Raw genomic sequence first — 17,262 nt, 5'->3', positions numbered from 1 at the left:
TGGAGCGTTCGCAGGCACGAGCGTGCGGACGCACCACGAAGGAGAGGAGGGACCATGTCGAAGGACTCTGCGGGCAAGAAGGAGCCTGCGCGCAAGTCGATCGCGCGCAACCGCAAGGCGCTCCACGAATACCACATCGAGGAGACCTTCGAAGCGGGTCTCGTCCTCACCGGCACAGAGGTGAAGTCGCTGCGCGAAGGCCGGGCGAACCTCACCGACGGGTTCGGCCTGATCTTCCAGGGTGAGGCGTGGCTGGAGCACGCATACATCCCGGAGTACACGCAGGGGACCTGGACGAACCACTCCGCGCGCCGTCGCCGGAAGATGCTCCTGCACAAGACGGAGATCCTGCGGATCTCCCAGAAGGTGCGGGAAGCCGGACACACGCTGATCCCGCTCGAGCTCTACTTCGACGGGTCGCGGGTGAAGGTCGAGATCGCGATCGCTCGCGGCAAGAAGGACTGGGACAAGCGGCAGGCGCTGCGTGAGAAGCAGGACAAGCGCGAAGCGGAACGCGCGATGAAGGACAAGGTCCGCCGCGGCGAATAGACCAGCGCGGAATAGCGATGGTGCACTCCGTGTTGTGGGTGTACAGTGAGGCATCCGGATCTGGTCCACGACCAGTGACGGACGGTGTCGGGTCATCGCCTTCGGGCGGGGCCTCTGGCAACTGAATAAGGGGATGATCGGTTTCGACGCCGGCTGTTGAGCCGGGAGAAGCGGGCCGAGAAGGCAGAGTCAACTCGTTAATGTCCTCTGCAAACCAATAGGTGCTGAAAACAAAACTCGCACCGACTTCGCCCTCGCTGCCTGACAGCGAGCTGAGCGAGTCCGTCAGGCCGGGGTAGCTTCCGCTCCGGATCCTGGCGTCAGCTAGGAAGCCACTGCTGCTGACATTCGTCGAGGGTGTCAGCGGGACTCTTACTCGAATCCGTCCGTTGGTCTACGTGTTCGTGCGGTGACCAGGACCTAAGAAACTCTTCACGGACTGCGCCCGGAGAAGTCCCAGCGATGAGTCGGCGGACGCGGGTTCGATTCCCGCCATCTCCACCCCTGAAAGGACCCTCTCGAACTGCTTGTGCAAGCAGTTCGAGAGGGTCCTTTTCTGTGCCCGCATCGTGGTCCGGGACCGGACTACGCATAGGCTGGGCACGTGAACACCGCGTTCGAGCACCTCACGACCCCCGCCGCTGAGGTCCCGGTCGCCTGGTCGATCGACGTCGTCGACCTGGCCACCGGCCTTCCGCTGCTGCGACACGAGCCGGACCGCGTGCTCGGGACCGCGAGCGTGGGGAAGATCTTCCTGCTCCTCGAAGCCGCCGCTCGCATCGCCGATGGCCGGCTCGATCCTGCGGCTCGACTCCCGATCCGGCCGGAGCACGAGGTCGCCGATTCCGGGCTGCTGCACCTCTTCCGCGAACGGACGATCACCGTGGCGGACGCCTGCCTGCTGGTCGGCGCCGTCAGCGACAACCTCGCCACGAATGCACTCACGGACCTCTGCGGATCGGACGCGGTGCGCGCGGTGTCGGCAGGTCTCGGTCTCCAGAGCACCGCGTTCCTCGACGTCATCCGCGACGAGCGGACAGATGCGCACCCGTGGGCACCCTCGTGCGGGACGGCGCAGGAGCTCTCACGGCTCTTCGCGATGCTTCACGCGGGGGAGGCGGTGTCCGAGGACGTCTCCGCACGGGTCCTCAAGCACCTGGCCGCGGGAGTCGATGCATCGATGGTGGCCGGCGGACTCCACCTCGACCCGCTGGCGCACCTCGCTGCCGACGGCGGCGTCCTCCTGCGCCACAAGACCGGACACGACACCGGCGTCCGCGTGGATGCAGGCGTCGTGGTCGGAGCCGGCGGGGGAGTCGCGTACGCCGCCGGTGCCAATTGGTCGCCTGCTGCGGACACGGGCCCGCACGGCGTCCGCGTCGTGGTCGAGACCCACATGCGGGCCATCGGCGAGGCGATCCGATCCCACGTCAGCACCCCGACCACCTGACCCCCGCCGCCGTCACCGTCGCGCGGCGTCCAGTGCCGAGCGCACGATGGAGTCCGCATCGATCCCGTGGTGCCGGTGCACGTCCGGGACATCTCCCGACTGGCCGAACGCGCTGACGCCCAGTGCGACGTGCTCGACGCGGTTGATCGTCGCGAGGAACGACAGGCTGTGCGGGTGTCCGTCGAGCACGGTCACCATGGGTCTGGCGCGCGACGTGGGGAACACCTGATCGAGGATCCAGGCGTGCTGAGCCCGCTGCTCCGGCCGCCGCACGCTCTGCAGCGCACGGAACAGCTGCCCGGGGCTCGTCACGCACACGACGTCCGCGCCGACGCCCTGCTCGTTCAGCCGGTCGGCGGCATCCAGCACCTCGGGCATCATCGCGCCCATGCCGACGAGCGTCACTGCCGGGTCCTCCGCAGCCTGCAGGAGGTACCCGCCTGCGACCACCTGATCCCGACGCCGCATCCGGGCCGCCGGATCCGTGGGCACCGCGGCGCGATCCTGGTCGATGCCCCGGGTCGAGAGCCTCAGGTACGACGACATCCCGCCGGGCCTGCCCAGATGGGAGATGGCGTGCAGCAGCGTCCACTCGACGTCCTGCGCGAAGGCCGGTTCGTATGCGAGCAGCCCCGGCACCTCGATGCCGGTCGACGGCGTCGTGATCGACTGGTGCGCACCACCCTCCGGAGCGAGGGTCACACCCGACGGCGTGCCCACGAGGATCGACTGGCCGCCCGCGTACATGCCGAACGTCCACGGCTCCAGCGCGCGGTTGACGAACGGGTCGTACATGACACCGATCGGGTAGAGCGGCTCTCCCCAGCGACTCCACGTCGCACCGAGCTCGCCCAGGAGTCCCACGAGATTGGTCTCCGCGATGCCCAGCTCCATGTGCTGGCCCTGCGGGGACTCGTTCCAATGGAGGATCGTCTCCTTGTCATCCGCGAACCAGTTCGGAGCCTGCGAGGCGCTCCACGCGCCCACCTTGTTGACCCAGCCGCCGAGGTTCGTCGTCGACGAGACGTCCGGGCTGACCGTGACGACGCGGCGGGCGGTGTCCGGGGACTGCCGGCTGAGGTCCATGAGCACGCGGCCCAGTGCGGCTTGGGAGGACGACGTGCCGCGGTGCGGGCGCCCGAGGTCCTGGAGCAGCTCCGGCTCCGGTGCCGGGGAGAAGCCCGGCCGGGTGAGGCGCTGGGCCGCCGCGGCGACCGCTCGCCCCTCCGCGCTGTCCGGAGCGAAGCGCGTCCACGGAGTCGCGGGGTCCTGCCCGGACTGGACGGCGAACTCCTCGTACTCCTCCTGGCTGATGAGAGCCGAGTGGTTCTGCGGATGGCCGGAGCTCGGCAGGCCGTAGCCCTTGATCGTGTAGGCGATGATGACGGTCGGTCGCGTGTCGTCGATCCGAGCGAAGGCGTCCAGGAGGGTCGGGATGTCGTGTCCGCCCAGATTGCGGATCGCCGCGGTGAGGGTGTCGTCGTCGAGCGCTGCGATGAGTCCGCGCAGCGCCCCCGCGTCGTCTTCGGGCCCGTCGCCTGGCAGTCGGTCGCGCAGCTCCTGCGGGGTGCACCGCAGCAGCCGCTGGTATTCGGGGTTGGGCATGGAGAGGATGCGCGACCGCAGTGCGGGCCCGCCGGGTCGGGTGAACAGCTCTTCGAGGAGCGCGCCGAACTTCACGGGGAGGACCTGCCAGCCGGCGGCGTCGAACATCGCTTCGATGCGACCGGCGGCGATGTCCGGGACCACTCTGTCGAGCGACTGGCGGTTGAGGTCGACGATCCACACGATCTCGCCCAGGTGCTTGACCTCGGGATCGATCACGGCCTCCCAGATCGCACCCTCGTCCAGTTCGGCGTCGCCCACGAGCGAGTACTGCCGGCCGCTGCCCACGGGGCGCAGCACGGAGTCGACGTAGCGGCGGGCCACGGCGCCCCAGATCGGGGCCGTCGCGCCGATCCCCACGGATCCGGTCGAGTAGTCCGCCGGAACGGGGTCCTTCGTGCGGCTCGGGTAGGACTGGAGACCGCCGTACTGGCGCAGCGTCGTGAGGTGCTCTTCGTCGAGCTCGCCCAGCAGGTAGGTGATCGCGTGCCAGACGGGACCGGCGTGCGGCTTGACGCTCACGCGGTCGTCACGGGTGAGGGTCGTGAACCAGAGGGCGGTCATGATCGACGCGATCGATGCGCAGGACGCCTGGTGACCGCCGACCTTGAGTCCGCTCAGGTTCGGGCGCACACGGTTGGCGTGGTGGATGATCGACGTCGACAGCCAGAGGACCCTGCGGTGGATCTCTTCGAGGAGTGCCGGGTCGACCGCGGCAGGAGCGGCGGCGTGAGTGGGCGCTGCAGGGGCGGCGGCCCCGTGGGTCTGGGAGCTGGGGTGAGAATGCACGATCTGCCTCCGGTGGCGAACGACGAGCTGGTCCGAGGGGCCCGAACGGGCCGCCGGTGGGTGTGCCGGCGGGAGGGGGACGGATCGTCCGGATGCTGTGCAGACGGGGTATGTCGTGCAGGTGCCGAAGCGGATGCCCTCGACGTGTGACTCACACAACCATGAAGATGCAGAGTGCTCAACTCCCTCTCGCCAGGTTGAGCAGTATGCTCAATCAAACGGCTGCAGGATGGGCTGAGTCTGGTGGAATCGATGCATGGGAGGCCTGCTGTGGAAGACATCGACGCGGTCGACTCGACGCGGCGAGGGCGCCGACGGATGGTGGCCGACGCTCTGGACGCGAAGATCCTCTTGGCTCTCGTGGCGGCGCCCCGCTCCACGATCGCAGGGCTCGCCCACCGTCTGAGCGTCGCTCGGAACACGGTGCACGCACGGGTGAAGCGACTCGAGGAGGGGGCGCTCCACCCCAGCGACCACCGCATCGACACCGCGGCGCTGGGGTACCCCCTGCGCGCGTACGTGCTCGCGAACCTCAAGCAGCGTCGTCTCGACGACGTGGGCGAGGCTCTGGCGCAGATCCCCGAGGTCCTGGAGGTCATCGGCATCACGGGTCCAGGCGACACTCTGATCCAGGTCGTCGCCCGTGACGCCGATGACCTCTACAGGATCGCGGGTCGGATCCTCGCGATCCCCGGTGTCAAGCGCACCCGGACACTCATCTCGATGCGGACGATGGTGCCCTACCGTGTGTCACCCCTTCTGGTGCGGCTGCGCGAGGGCCGCCGGATGGAAGCATCACCGGAAGTCGACTAGTGTTCGCATCATCCCCGGAGGGGCTCGCATCCGGCCGGTCGCAGCGACGCGACCGGCGGATCCGTCTGCGAAAGGCCGCGAGCATGAAGAAGCCTTCTTCGTCGGGCGCGGACTACCTCGCCCGCGAGTACCAGCGCGAGGTGACGCGCGCGTTCGGCCGGCTGTCCGAGCGCGCGTCAGACGCGGGCCTCCACACTGTGCGCAGCATCGTCACGGAGTCATGGCAGCGGTCGCTCGGGGCTCTGCCGCCGACGGGACGGGCGGCGGCCTCCCTGGGCATCGACCAGGACGAGCTCGCCCGCCTGCGCAGCGAGGGTCCGCTGGCGAACGCCCTGCCGATCGTCCGCCGCCTCCTCATCGAACCCGCGCGGGACACCGGTCTCGTCGTCGCGATCGGCGACGCGCAGGGACGCCTCCTGTGGGTCGAGGGCGACCACTCCGCACTGCGACGGTCGGAGACGATGGGCTTCGCCGTCGGCACCGACTGGTCGGAGACCGGCATGGGCACCTCGGCACCGGGGATCGTCGTCGCCACGGGGGAATCCGCGTCCGTCGTCGGAGAAGAGCACTTCTCGCCGTCGGTCCGCGAGTGGAGCTGCACGGCCGTACCGCTGATGGATCCCCACACGCGTGCACTCCTGGGCGTCCTCGACATCACGGGGGGTTCGGAGGCGGTCGCGCCGTTGAGCCTCCCGCTCCTCACCGCCGCCGCGGCGGCGATCGAGGCGGAGCTCGCGGCTCAGGTGCCGGTCCTGTCGCCGGAGCGGACCGGTGCCGAGGAGCGGGGGGCCCTCGTGGTGACCGGCACCTCGCGTGCGGGAGAGGCGGGTGAGACCGGCTTCTCCGTCGCAGGGGTTCAGGCGGCTCATGCGGCCCCGCCGCACGAGGGCGGAGCCGTGCCCGTCGTCCGTGTCACGGGGCCGGGGGCCCCCGCGCTGGTGAGTGGCGGCCGGGAGCAGCAGATCGGTCTGCGGCACGCGGAGATCATGACCCTGCTCGACTGGCACGAGGAGGGCCTCACCGGTCCGCAGCTGGGTGAGATGGTCTACACCGAGGTGCCGGAGGCGGCGACCGTCCGTGTCGAGATGCATCGGCTGCGCCGGGTGCTCGCGGAGGCATCGGCCGGATCCATCGAGCTCGCGTCGCGCCCCTACCGGCTGGTGTCGGCAGACGGTGGTGAGCGCCCGCCGCTCACGGACGCCCGTGCCGCCCGCGACGCACTCGCAGGCGGTGACGTGGACCGCGCTGTCCGGTTCTGTCGCGGTGAGGTCCTGCCGTCGTCGTTCGCGCCGGAGGCGGAGCGGATCCGCTCGGTGCTGTGCTCCCAGCTGCGCGAGGCGGTCATGCAGTTCGCAGACCACGATCTCCTCTGGACCTACCTGCGACGGCAGGATGCCCAGGACGACCGCGAGGCGTGGATGCTCGCCCTGCAGCTGCTGCCCGCAGACGACATCCGCCGCGCCGCCGCCGTCGCACGGCTGGACGCGATCGAGTCGGAGCTCGGCGCAGGCTGACGCGGCTCTCCCCGCGACGGGCCGGTGCGCCGATGCGTCTCCTCGGGCTCCTGTGATCCACGCAACGTCCGTGCAACGGAACGAGTCCTACTGTGGAGTCACAGGCCGGCGGATCGGGCAGGTCCGCAACCCCGCCGCCGGGACACTCGAACGCACAGTGACGTGCAGAAGGAGGAGGCCGACATGGCCGTCTACGCACATCCCGGAACATCCGGAGCCCTCGTCGACTTCAAGCCCCGCTATGAGAACTGGATCGGCGGTGAATGGACGCCGCCGGCCAAGGGCGAGTACTTCGAGAACGTCACTCCGGTGACCGGCAAGGCCTTCACGGAGGTCGCGCGGTCCACGGCGGAGGACATCGAGCTGGCCCTCGACGCGGCTCACAAGGCTGCACCCGCCTGGAGCAGGACGACTCCGGCAGAGCGCGCCGTGATGCTCAACAAGATCGCGGACCGGATGGAGGAGAACCTCGAGAAGATCGCGGTCGCGGAGTCCTGGGACAACGGCAAGGCGATCCGCGAACCGCTCGTCGCCGACATCCCCCTGGCGATCGACCATTTCCGCTACTTCGCCGGAGCGATCCGGGCGCAGGAGGGCGGCTTGTCGCAGATCGACGAGGACACCGTCGCGTACCACTTCCATGAGCCGCTGGGCGTGGTCGGTCAGATCATCCCGTGGAACTTCCCGATCCTCATGGCGGTGTGGAAGCTCGCCCCGGCACTCGCCGCGGGCAACTGCGTCGTCCTCAAGCCGGCGGAGCAGACGCCGGTCTCGATCCTCGTGCTCATGGAGCTGCTCGCGGACCTTCTCCCGGCGGGCGTCGTGAACATCGTCAACGGGTTCGGTGCGGAGGCGGGCAAGCCGCTCGCCTCGAACAAGCGGATCTCCAAGATCGCGTTCACGGGTGAGACCACCACCGGTCGCCTCATCATGCAGTACGCATCGCAGAACATCATCCCCGTCACGCTGGAGCTGGGCGGGAAGAGCCCCAACATCTTCTTCGACGACATCGCGCAGGAGAAGGACGCCTTCTACGACAAGGCGCTCGAGGGCTACGCGATGTTCAGCCTCAACCAGGGTGAGGTCTGCACGTGCCCGTCGCGCGCGCTCATCCAGTCCAGCATGTACGACAGCTTCATGGCGGACGCGCTGGAGCGGGTGAAGGCGACGAAGCAGGGCGACCCGTTCGACACCGACACCCAGATCGGTGCGCAGGCGTCGAACGATCAGTTCGAGAAGATCATGTCCTACCTGGACATCGGCAAGCAGGAGGGCGCCACGATCCTCACGGGCGGTGAGGCCGTCGATCTGGGCGGTGCGCTGTCGGGCGGGTTCTACGTGAAGCCGACCGTGTTCGAGGGGACCAACGACATGCGGATCTTCCAGGAGGAGATCTTCGGTCCAGTCGTCGCGACGACGCAGTTCAAGGACTACGACGACGCGATGAGCATCGCCAACGACACCCTCTACGGGCTGGGCGCCGGCGTGTGGGCCCGCAGCGGAACGACCGCCTACCGGGCGGGGCGCCAGATCCAGGCCGGCCGCGTCTGGGTGAACAACTACCACGCCTACCCGGCGCACGCGGCGTTCGGCGGCTACAAGTCCTCCGGCATCGGCCGCGAGAACCACCTCATGATGCTCGACCACTACCAGCAGACCAAGAACCTGCTGGTGAGCTACAGCGACAACGCACAGGGCTTCTTCTGAGCCCTGTGATCACGCACACGGAAAACTCAGTGACGAGCGATTCTCAGGGAGCAGGAGCATGAACGCAATGCAGGCAGCGATCGTTGAAGACTTCGGACATGAACTGGCCGTGGGGGAGACGCAGAGGCCCACACCCGGACGGGGCCAGGCGCTGGTGAAGGTCATCGCCACCGGCGTCTGCCACACGGACCTCCACGCGCTGGAGGGCGACTGGCCGGTGAAGCCCAAGCTTCCGCTGGTGCCGGGCCACGAGGGTGTGGGCATCGTCGAGGAGCTGGGAGAGGGCGTCACGAACCTCGAAGTCGGTCAGATGGTCGGCAACGCGTGGCTGTGGTCGGCCTGCGGTGAGTGCGAGCACTGCCGCCAGGGCTGGGAGACGCTGTGCGAGCAGCAGCACAACGGCGGCTATTCCACGGACGGATCGTTCGGCGAGTACATGCTGGTCGACGCCCAGTACGCCGCGATCATCCCGGAAGGGTCGGATCCGGCAGAGATCGCACCGGTGCTGTGCGCCGGAGTGACGGTGTACAAGGGACTCAAGCGGACGGAAGCGCGACCGGGGCAGTGGGTCGTCATCTCCGGGATCGGCGGACTGGGCCACATCGCCGTCCAGTACGCGGTCGCCATGGGGCTGCGCGTCGTCGCGGTCGACATCGCGGACGACAAGCTGGCGCTCGCGAAGAAGCACGGTGCCGAAGTCGTCGTGAACGCGATGGACGGTGACCCCGCGGCGGCCGTGCAGGAAGCGATCGGCGGTGCGCACGCCGTCCTCGTCACCGCGGTGCACAAGGACGCCTTCGGCCAGGCCATCGCGATGACGCGTCGCGGCGGGACGATCGTGTTCAACGGTCTGCCGCCCGGTGAGTTCCCGGCCCCGATCTTCGACATCGTCCTCAAAGGACTGACGATCCGCGGTTCGATCGTCGGCACGCGTCAGGACATGGTCGAGGCGCTCGACTTCTATGCGGCGGGCAAGATCCGCCCGACGTTCACGAAGCGGCCGCTCGGCGATATCAACGCGGTCCTCGACGAGATGAGGCACGGCAAGATCGACGGGCGCGTCGTCGTCGAGTACTGAACAGGTCGCGGCCGGGCAGCGAGCAGGACGGGCGCTCCGCGGCAGCGACGTGGTACGGCCCGGTGGAGGACATCCTCCACCGGGCCGCTGCGTGTCGCGGGCCTGCTGCTCTGGTACGGCCGCCGCGTCCCGAGCGTCAGGGCGTCTGTCCGCGCAGACGATCGACGACGCGCAGCAGCGCTTCGGCATCGCGGTCCGCGTCCGTGGTGGCCAGGGCCGCGGTGGGCGAATCGGCTGCGAGTGACGCGGAGTAGAGGCCGTCGCCCATGAGGAGGACCGCACGGGCGACGTCGTCGTCACCCACGTCGTCGGTGATGAGGCGCAGCCAGCGGGCTCGGATCTCCTGGAGGGCCTCCGAGACGCGGGAATCGGTGCCCAGGGACAGGCGGAGCGCTGCGAGCAGCGTCCGGTCGAAGGCGGAGTCGACCTCGGCAGACGTCCGCACGTAGTGGGCCGCGGAGCCCTCCGGTGCGTCGCGCATCTCGTGGGCATCGACCTCCGCCCGCTCCCGCAGCCGTGCGATGAGCCCGCCGACCAGCGCGGCCTTCGACGCGAAGTGGTAGAGCAGGCCGCCCTTGGACACGCGTGCCCGTGCGGCGACGGCGTCGAGCGTCGCCGCGCGCTCGCCCTCGTCGATGAGGATCTCCTCGAGTGCATCGAGGAGTCCTTCGCGTGCCGTGGTCATGGGTGCGACCCTATCGGACGCGGGAGCGGGCCGTCCGTGTGACGAACCCCTCGTCGCGACTGTACCGGCTGGACGGTATTGTGCTGTTCGGGCCGCCGCCCACCTTCCACGCCTCACCACGGAGCATCATGTCCGCCACCGCACCGACGACGAACTCGACGTCCAGCACCGCCCCCACTCTGACGGTGCGCCGACGCTGGGCCGCGCTGGCCGTCCTCATGCTCCCGGTGATCCTCATCGCGGTCGACAACACCGTGCTCGCCTTCGCACTGCCGGGGATCTCCGCGGCCCTCTCGCCGTCGGGGGCGCAGCTGCTGTGGATCGTCGACGCCTACCCGCTGGTGCTCGCGGGGCTCCTCGTGCCGATGGGGAGCCTGGGAGACTCCGTCGGTCGGCGCCGGCTGCTCATGGTCGGCGGTCTGGGCTTCGCCGTCGTCTCCGCGTGCGCGGCGTTCGCGCCGACCGCGGCCGCACTCATCGTCGCCCGCGCCGCGCTGGGGTTCTTCGGGGCGATGCTGATGCCCGCGACCCTGTCGATCATCCGCAACGTCTTCGCCGATCCCACGGAGCGGCGCACGGCGATCGCGGTGTGGGCCGCCGGGTTCTCCGGCGGTGCGGCACTGGGCCCCATCGTGGGCGGTGTCCTGCTCGAGCACTTCTGGTGGGGTTCCGTGCTGCTGCTGGCCGTGCCGGTCCTCATCCCGCTCCTGGCGCTGGGCCTGTGGCTGATCCCCGAATCCAGGGACCCGGATCCCAGCCCCATCGATCCGGCGAGCATCGTCCTCGTCATGGCGACGATGGCTCCCATCGTGTGGGCCGTCAAGGACGTCGCGTACGCGGGGGTGACAGGGGCCTCGGCAGCGGCAGTCCTCGTGGGGCTGGTCAGCGGCGCGCTCTTCGTCCGCCGGCAGCTGCGGCGCTCGCGTCCCATGCTCGACGTGCGGCTGTTCACCGTCCCCGCGTTCAGCGGTGCCCTGGCGGCGAACCTGCTGAGCGTGTTCTCCCTGGTCGGGTTCCTCTTCTTCATCTCGCAGCATCTGCAGCTGGTGAGCGGGCGCAGCCCGCTGGAGGCAGGGCTCTTCCTGCTGCCCGGCCTCGCGGTCACGATCGTCGCAGGGCTCACCGCCGTGTGGCTGGTGCGGGTGTTCACCCCCGCGGCCGTCGTCTCCGGTGGACTGCTGCTGAACGCGGTGGGGTACGGCGTGATCCTCGTGAGCGGCCACGCCGGGTCCGACCTGGGACTGCTCATCGCCTTCGCGATCCTGGGCGCGGGCGTGGGGATGGCGGAGACGATCTCGAACGACGTCATCCTGTCAGCGGTGCCGGCGCACAAGGCGGGCGCGGCCTCGGCGATCTCGGAGACCGCCTACGAAGGCGGAGCGGTCCTGGGCACGGCGGTGCTGGGCAGCGTGCTCACCGCCGCCTACCGTTCACACGTCGAGATTCCGGGCGGTGTGCCTGCCGCTGATGCGGCTGCGGCGGGAGAGACACTGGGCGGCGCGGTCGAGGTGGCCTCGACGCTGCCTGCTCCGCTGGGTGAGGATCTGCTCGAGTCCGCCCGCAGCGCCTTCGACTCCGGGGTCGTCGTCACGTCCTCGATCGCCGCGGTCCTCATGCTCGTGGCTGCCGTGATCGCCGGGCTCACCCTCCGTCTGCGGCGCAGTCGCTCGTCCCAGGCGGACAGCACGGGCTCCGGGGTGGGGCGCGAGGCGAACGAGCCCACGAGGTAGGCGATGATCGACGCGGCGAGGCCCAGGTAGATGGGCGAATCCGCGAAGATCCCCGCCGCGATCATCATGACGACGGTGGTGACGGTGCCTGCGATCATGCCGGCCATCACCCCCACGATCGTTCCGCGGCGGAACACGAGGCCGCCGAGGATCGGGATGAGGAGACCCGCGACCAGGATGTTGTAGGCGACCGTGAGCGCTTCGACGACGCTCGGCATGATGACTGCGAGCCCCATGCTCGCGATGCCGAAGATGACCAGCCAGATCCGGGATGCCCCCACCCGGTCGTCGGACTCGTCGACACCGCCCAGGTCCTGTGCGACACCGGTTCGGCGTCCGCGCCACTGCTCGATGATGTCCTGGCGGAAGACGGTGGAGCCGGCGATCAGTGCGCCGGAGGCCGTCGACATGACCGCGGCGAGTGCCGCCGCCAGCACGAATCCCGCGAGCAGAGGGACCATCGAATGATCGACGACGGCGGTGAAGACGTCATCGCTGACCTCGATGCCGGGGACCAGCACCTGGGCGGCGGTTCCGATGAGGGCTCCCGCGACGGCGTAGAGCAGACAGTAGACACCGGTCGTCAGACCCGCCCAGCGGGCGATACCGGGGGACCGGGCGGTGAAGACCCGCTGCCAGATGTCCTGACCGATGAGCAGGCCCAGCGTGTAGATGAGGAAGTACGTGAGGATCGTCGACCCGCCGATCCCCACGGGGTCGAACGCGTCCGGACCCAGCGTCGCGCCGATCTCGGAGAACCCACCTGCCTGGACGATGACGAGGGGCAGGAGGACCAGGAAGATGCCGATCGTCTGGACGACGAACTGCACGAAGTCCGTGAGCGTGATCGACCACATCCCGCCGAGCATCGAGTAGATGACGACGACGGAGCCGCCCAGCAGGATCGCCGGGATCCTGTCGATGCCCAGCAGTGCGTGGAAGATGCTCCCGTAGGCGACGGTCGAGGTCGTGGCGATCATGAGCCCGTACGCGGACATGATGATCCCGGACACCTGGCGGGACCCGCGTCCGTAGCGCAGTTCGAGCATCTGGGAGACGGTGTAGATCTCCAGTCGCTGGATCTTCGGCGCGAAGAAGTGGCTCAGGGCGATGATGCCGAGGCCGATGCAGAAGACCAGCCACATCCCTGACAGCCCGAACTCGTAGCCCAGTCCCACGCCGCCCACGGTCGATGCTCCGCCCAGCACGACCGCGGCGAGGGTGCCGGTGTACATGATCGGTCCCAGTCGACGGCCCGCGACGAGGTAGTCCTCCTGGCTGCGGGCGCGACGCAGCCCCCAGATGCCGAAGCCGATCATGGCGACGAGGTAGACGAGAACGACTGCGATGTCCATGCGCGGGTTCCGTTCGCTTCCGGGACCGGCGAACCGGTCGGTCAGGCTGTCAGATGATGCGGGTGCGCTGCGCTGCTCAGGCGCCCACGCGGATGTGGACGATGGTCGGTCGGTCCGCTGCGAGCGCGGCCCGGATCGCCCCCGGCAGGTGCTCGTCGAGGTCCGTGTGCGCGACCTCGACTCCGTGCGCGCCCATCGATTCGGCGAGCAGTGCGAAGTCCGGCTGATGGAGGCGGACGGCGAAGGGACTGATGCCGCGCTCCACCATCTGGTGCTCGATCTCCTGGTACCCGCCGTTGTCGACGATCACGAAGGGGATCGGCAGCGCCAGTTCGACTGCCGTGACGATCTCCTGGATCGCGAACATCGCCGCACCGTCGCCCACGATGCACACGACCGGCCGGCCGGGTGCGGCGAGTCTTCCGCCGATCGCGGCCGGGATGCCGTAGCCGAGCGTCGCGTAGCCGGGCATGTAGAGCAGCTGATCCGGTGTCCGGGCGACGAGCGCGTGGACGGACCCGTCGTAGGTGACGCGCGATGAGTCGCCGGAGACGATGACGTCGTGGCCCGCCGCCTCCTGCACGAGCGCTGTCACGCGCGCGCCGATCTGGGTCGAGTCGAATTCGCGTGCGACCTCCCGTCGCAGGGCCGCGGCGCGGTCTGCACCGTCTTCGCGACCGCCCGCGGCGCGGTCTGCACCGTCTTCGCGACCGCCCGCGGCGCCGCGGGCGCCCAGACGTGCACGCAGCCCGTCCGTGAAGGCGTTCGCGTCTCCCAGGACGAGCACGTCGCCCCGGAGGTTCTTGTGCAGCTGGTCCGGGTCGATGTCGCAGCGGATCACCGTCTGCGATCGGCCCTCTGCGCCGGCGAGGTCCTGGTCGCCGATGAGTCCGCCCCACAGGTCCGAATCCGCGATCTCCGTGCCCACGACCAGCAGCACGTCGGCATCGCGCGACGCCTGCTGCACCGAGGGCCAGCGGACGTTCGCACCGACGGCGAGGGGGTGCGTCTCGTCCAGGATGCCCTTGCCGTTCGCCGTCGTCGCGACGGGCGCGCCGAGCGCCTCGGCGAGTGCCGTGATCTGCGCAGCGGCGCCGCGTGCCCCGCCGCCCGCGACGATGAGCGGGCGGACGGACCCGGCCAGGGCCTCGGCGGCGGTGTCCACCGCGTCCTCATCGAGGGGACGCGAGCGGGGAGGCCACGGGGATGCGGTCGTGCCGTGCCACCCGCCTTCGAGCACGTCCAGCGGGACCTCGATGTGGACGGGCCCGGGGCGGGACCCGGCGAAGAGCGCGAAGGCGTCCGCGACTGCCTGGGCCGCGCCCTCCGCCGTCCGCGTCCGATGCGCTGCGACCAGCAGATGGCTGAGCGCGCCGGAGGAGTCCTTGGTCTCGTGCAGCATGCCGACATCGGCCCGCTCCAGTCCGGTCGGCACGCCGGGGGACAGGATGAGCATGGGCCGTGACTCCGCGTAGGCGGTCGCCGCCGCTGTGACGACGTTGGTGAGGCCCGGGCCCGAGGTCGTGAGGACGACGCCGGGACGTCCGGACACCACGTAGTAGCCGTCCGCGGCGTAGCCGGCGCCCTGTTCGTGGCGCGGGGTGACCGCGCGGATGCCGAACCGGTCGAGGTGCCGGTAGAACTCGAGGTTGTGCGTGCCGGGGATCCCGAACACCGTGTCCACGCCGTGCGCGGCCAGTGCCGCGACGACGGCGAGTCCGCCGTTGGCGTACGCCGCGTCAGCCGGGTTCGTCCCCGGAACCGGTGCTGGGATGGGTGCCTGCTCGGTCATCGTGGATCTCCTTCCGGTGCGCTGCGCAGGTGCTCTGCGACGGGGCCGCCGACGGCGGTCCGCCCCTGCTTCGCGCTGGCCCACAGCGAGAGGATCTCGTAGCCCAGCTGCGCGGCAGCGAGTCCGGTGACCTCCGCATGGTCATATGCGGGCGCCACTTCGACGATCTCCGCTCCCACCACATTCAGGCCCGCGAGTCCGCGGACCGCGTTGAGGAGCTCGCGGTTCGTGAGTCCACCGGTCTCCGGTGTGCCGGTGCCGGGTGCTGCCGCAGGGTCCAGCACGTCGATGTCGATCGACAGGTAGACGGGGGCGTCGCCCAGTCGTGCCCGCATCCGCTCGATGATCCGCGGCAGCGGCTGGAACTCGAAGTCATCCGATCGGATCACCTGGAAGCCCAGCACTCCGTCGGACTCGAGGTCCTCCTTGCCGTAGAGCGGGCCCCGGATGCCCACGTGGAGGCATCGCTCGAGGTCGAGGAGGCCCTCCTCGCTCGCGCGGCGGAAGGGGGTGCCATGCGTGTACGGCGCTCCCATGTAGGTGTCCCACGTGTCGAGGTGGGCGTCGAAGTGCAGCACGGCGATCGGACCGTGGGTCCGGTGCACGGAGCGGATGTTCGGCAGCGCCAGCGTGTGGTCGCCCCCGAGGGTGAGGAGCGTCGACCCGTCCGCGCGCATCGCGTCCGCGTTCTGCTCGACCGTGGTGATCGCCGCTTCGATGTCGAACGGATTCACCCCCAGGTTGCCGCAGTCAGCGACCTGCTGGGCGTGGAAGGGCTGGACGTCGACGGCCTGGTTGTAGGGGCGCAGGAGCTTCGATGAGGTCCGGATGTGGTCGGGTCCGAACCGGGCTCCGGGACGAAAGCTCACTCCCGCATCGAACGGGACTCCGAGGATCTTCACGTCGATGTCCGAGCCCGGTCGCCCGGCTTCGACCTCGTCGAGGCGGGGGAGGAGGCCGAAGGTCGGCGGCCCTGCGAAGCGGGGGGTGGCGCTGTAGTCGGCGGGGCCCAGGGGCTGATCGTCGGACATGGTCCTCCTTGTGGGTGGATCGACGCGTGACGGAGAGTCATCTGTCAGAGCGAGCTGTCAGAGCGAGAGGTCGGGGTGCTCCTCCCGGAATGCTGCAGTCACGTCGAGGACGCGGTCGAGCGCCTCCTGCGGGCCGACGCTGATGCGGACACCGGCGCCGAGGTTGCGGACGGCGAGCGCCTGTCGGCTCGCCGCGATCTCGAAGTCGTCGGACCGCTCTCCCAGGGGGAGCCAGACGAAGTTGCCCTGCGCCTGCGGGACGTTCCACCCCTGTGCGCGGAGCGCGTCCGCGAACGCGTCTCGCTGGGCGGCGATCTCGCGGGCACGAGCGAGGACCTCGTCGTGGTGGTCCAGGGAGACGAGGGCGGCCGCCTGGCTGACCTCGGTGACGCCGAACGGAATGACTGCCTTGAGGAGTCCCTCGATGACCGATTCGTGCGCGATCGCGTATCCCACGCGCATCCCGGCAAGGCCGTGCGCCTTGGAGAACGTCCGCAGGAGGACGAGGTTCGGATGGGCATCGAGCAGCTCGATGCCGCGGGCCGCCTGCGGGTCGTTCGCGAACTCCCAGTACGCCTCGTCGAGTGCGACGACGACGTGCGGCGGCACGCGCGCGAGGAAGGCGGTCAGCTCCGCATGCGTGAGGACGGGGCCCGTCGGGTTGTTCGGGGAGCAGAGGAACACGAGGCCGGTGGCCTCCGTGACGGCCTCGGCCATCGCCGGGAGGTCATGGCGACCGTCGGGCAGCAGCGGAACGGCGTGGCGCTTCGCTCCGGCGAGGCCGGTCACCTGCGGATACATCTCGAAGGATGGCCACGGGTAGATCGCCTCGGTCCGATTGTCCGACGTGATCTGCGTGATGGCGACGAGAAGCTCCGAGGCTCCCGTCGTCACGATCGTCCTGTCGGGCGAGACTCCGAACACCTCGCCGAGCGTGCGGCGCAGCGCGACGGCCGCGTCGTCCGGGTACCGGGTGGGCCCGGAGCCGGGACGGGCAAGCTGCTCGAGCACTGCGGGGAGGGGAGCGAGGTGGTTCTCGTTGGACGACAGGCGGAACGGGCTCAGCCCCGGGACCTGGGCCGGCGCACGCCCGGGGATGTACGGGGGAAAGGTCTGCAGTTCGGCGCGCAGCCGGACCGGAGCGTCGTTCACCATGCGCACATG

General features: G+C 69.6%; 12 protein-coding genes, 1 other RNA gene and 1 pseudogene. 8 read left to right on the top strand and 6 right to left on the bottom strand.

Going from position 1 to position 17,262, the window contains the following annotated elements:
- Positions 1-54: 54 nt before the first annotated feature.
- The 3 genes from smpB (at position 55) to BJEO58_RS09025 (ending at position 1,999) form a co-directional block, all read left to right on the top strand.
- Entirely contained in the window at positions 55-549 is a 495-nt protein-coding gene (gene smpB, locus BJEO58_RS09035; RefSeq protein ID WP_101589151.1) for an SsrA-binding protein SmpB, read from the top strand.
- Between the two features lie 129 nt (positions 550-678).
- Positions 679-1,053, top strand: a transfer-messenger RNA (tmRNA) gene (ssrA, locus tag BJEO58_RS09030).
- A 100-nt stretch (positions 1,054-1,153) separates the two neighbouring features.
- The gene (locus BJEO58_RS09025) at positions 1,154-1,999 is read left to right on the top strand and encodes a serine hydrolase (protein ID WP_101589150.1); all 846 of its coding nucleotides are present in this window, start codon (positions 1,154-1,156) and stop codon (positions 1,997-1,999) included.
- Between the two features lie 12 nt (positions 2,000-2,011).
- Here the strand turns inward: BJEO58_RS09025 and BJEO58_RS09020 are convergent, their stop codons facing one another.
- Complete coding sequence (locus BJEO58_RS09020; RefSeq protein ID WP_101589149.1) at positions 2,012-4,393, bottom strand: transketolase-like TK C-terminal-containing protein; 2,382 nt, start codon at positions 4,391-4,393, stop codon at positions 2,012-2,014.
- A 270-nt stretch (positions 4,394-4,663) separates the two neighbouring features.
- Between BJEO58_RS09020 and BJEO58_RS09015 the strand changes: the two genes are divergently transcribed.
- The 4 genes from BJEO58_RS09015 to adhP all read left to right on the top strand — a co-directional run bounded on the left by BJEO58_RS09015 (position 4,664) and on the right by adhP (position 9,505).
- A complete protein-coding gene (locus BJEO58_RS09015; protein ID WP_246076156.1) occupies positions 4,664-5,206 on the top strand; it encodes an Lrp/AsnC family transcriptional regulator in 543 nt (180 codons plus the stop codon).
- Positions 5,207-5,289: 83 nt separating this feature from the next.
- Positions 5,290-6,720 (top strand): sigma-54-dependent transcriptional regulator family protein, encoded by a 1,431-nt coding sequence (locus BJEO58_RS09010; RefSeq protein WP_144573910.1) that lies wholly within the window; start codon positions 5,290-5,292, stop codon positions 6,718-6,720.
- 183 nt (positions 6,721-6,903) lie between these two features.
- Entirely contained in the window at positions 6,904-8,427 is a 1,524-nt protein-coding gene (gene exaC, locus BJEO58_RS09005) for an acetaldehyde dehydrogenase ExaC (protein ID WP_101589147.1), read from the top strand.
- Between the two features lie 58 nt (positions 8,428-8,485).
- Positions 8,486-9,505 carry an alcohol dehydrogenase AdhP gene (gene adhP / locus BJEO58_RS09000; protein WP_101589146.1) on the top strand — a complete coding sequence of 340 codons (1,020 nt, stop codon included), beginning with the start codon at positions 8,486-8,488 and terminating at the stop codon, positions 9,503-9,505.
- Between the two features lie 136 nt (positions 9,506-9,641).
- Here the strand turns inward: adhP and BJEO58_RS08995 are convergent, their stop codons facing one another.
- Complete coding sequence (locus BJEO58_RS08995) at positions 9,642-10,190, bottom strand: TetR/AcrR family transcriptional regulator (RefSeq protein WP_101589145.1); 549 nt, start codon at positions 10,188-10,190, stop codon at positions 9,642-9,644.
- A gap of 128 nt (positions 10,191-10,318) precedes the next feature.
- On the opposite strand from BJEO58_RS08995, the gene BJEO58_RS08990 reads away from it, so the two are divergent.
- Complete coding sequence (locus tag BJEO58_RS08990; protein ID WP_101589144.1) at positions 10,319-11,920, top strand: MFS transporter; 1,602 nt, start codon at positions 10,319-10,321, stop codon at positions 11,918-11,920.
- A 98-nt stretch (positions 11,921-12,018) separates the two neighbouring features.
- Here BJEO58_RS08990 and BJEO58_RS08985 read toward each other — a convergent pair.
- The 4 genes and pseudogenes from BJEO58_RS08985 to BJEO58_RS08970 all read right to left on the bottom strand — a co-directional run.
- Positions 12,019-13,239, bottom strand: a pseudogene (locus tag BJEO58_RS08985) (sodium:solute symporter family transporter); the annotation flags it as partial.
- Positions 13,240-13,351: 112 nt separating this feature from the next.
- The gene (locus BJEO58_RS08980) at positions 13,352-15,067 is read right to left on the bottom strand and encodes a thiamine pyrophosphate-binding protein (protein WP_101589143.1); all 1,716 of its coding nucleotides are present in this window, start codon (positions 15,065-15,067) and stop codon (positions 13,352-13,354) included.
- Positions 15,064-16,098, bottom strand: coding sequence for an agmatinase (gene speB, locus BJEO58_RS08975; protein WP_101589142.1), 1,035 nt, complete (start codon positions 16,096-16,098; stop codon positions 15,064-15,066). The genes BJEO58_RS08980 and speB overlap by 4 nt, the downstream gene beginning before the upstream one ends.
- A 57-nt stretch (positions 16,099-16,155) precedes the next feature.
- The gene (locus BJEO58_RS08970; RefSeq protein WP_101589141.1) at positions 16,156-17,253 is read right to left on the bottom strand and encodes a histidinol-phosphate transaminase; all 1,098 of its coding nucleotides are present in this window, start codon (positions 17,251-17,253) and stop codon (positions 16,156-16,158) included.
- Positions 17,254-17,262 lie beyond the last annotated feature (9 nt).

This window comes from Brevibacterium jeotgali (assembly GCF_900169175.1).
Lineage (GTDB): Bacteria > Actinomycetota > Actinomycetes > Actinomycetales > Brevibacteriaceae > Brevibacterium > Brevibacterium jeotgali.
This window is presented reverse-complemented; position numbering and strand designations above follow the sequence as displayed.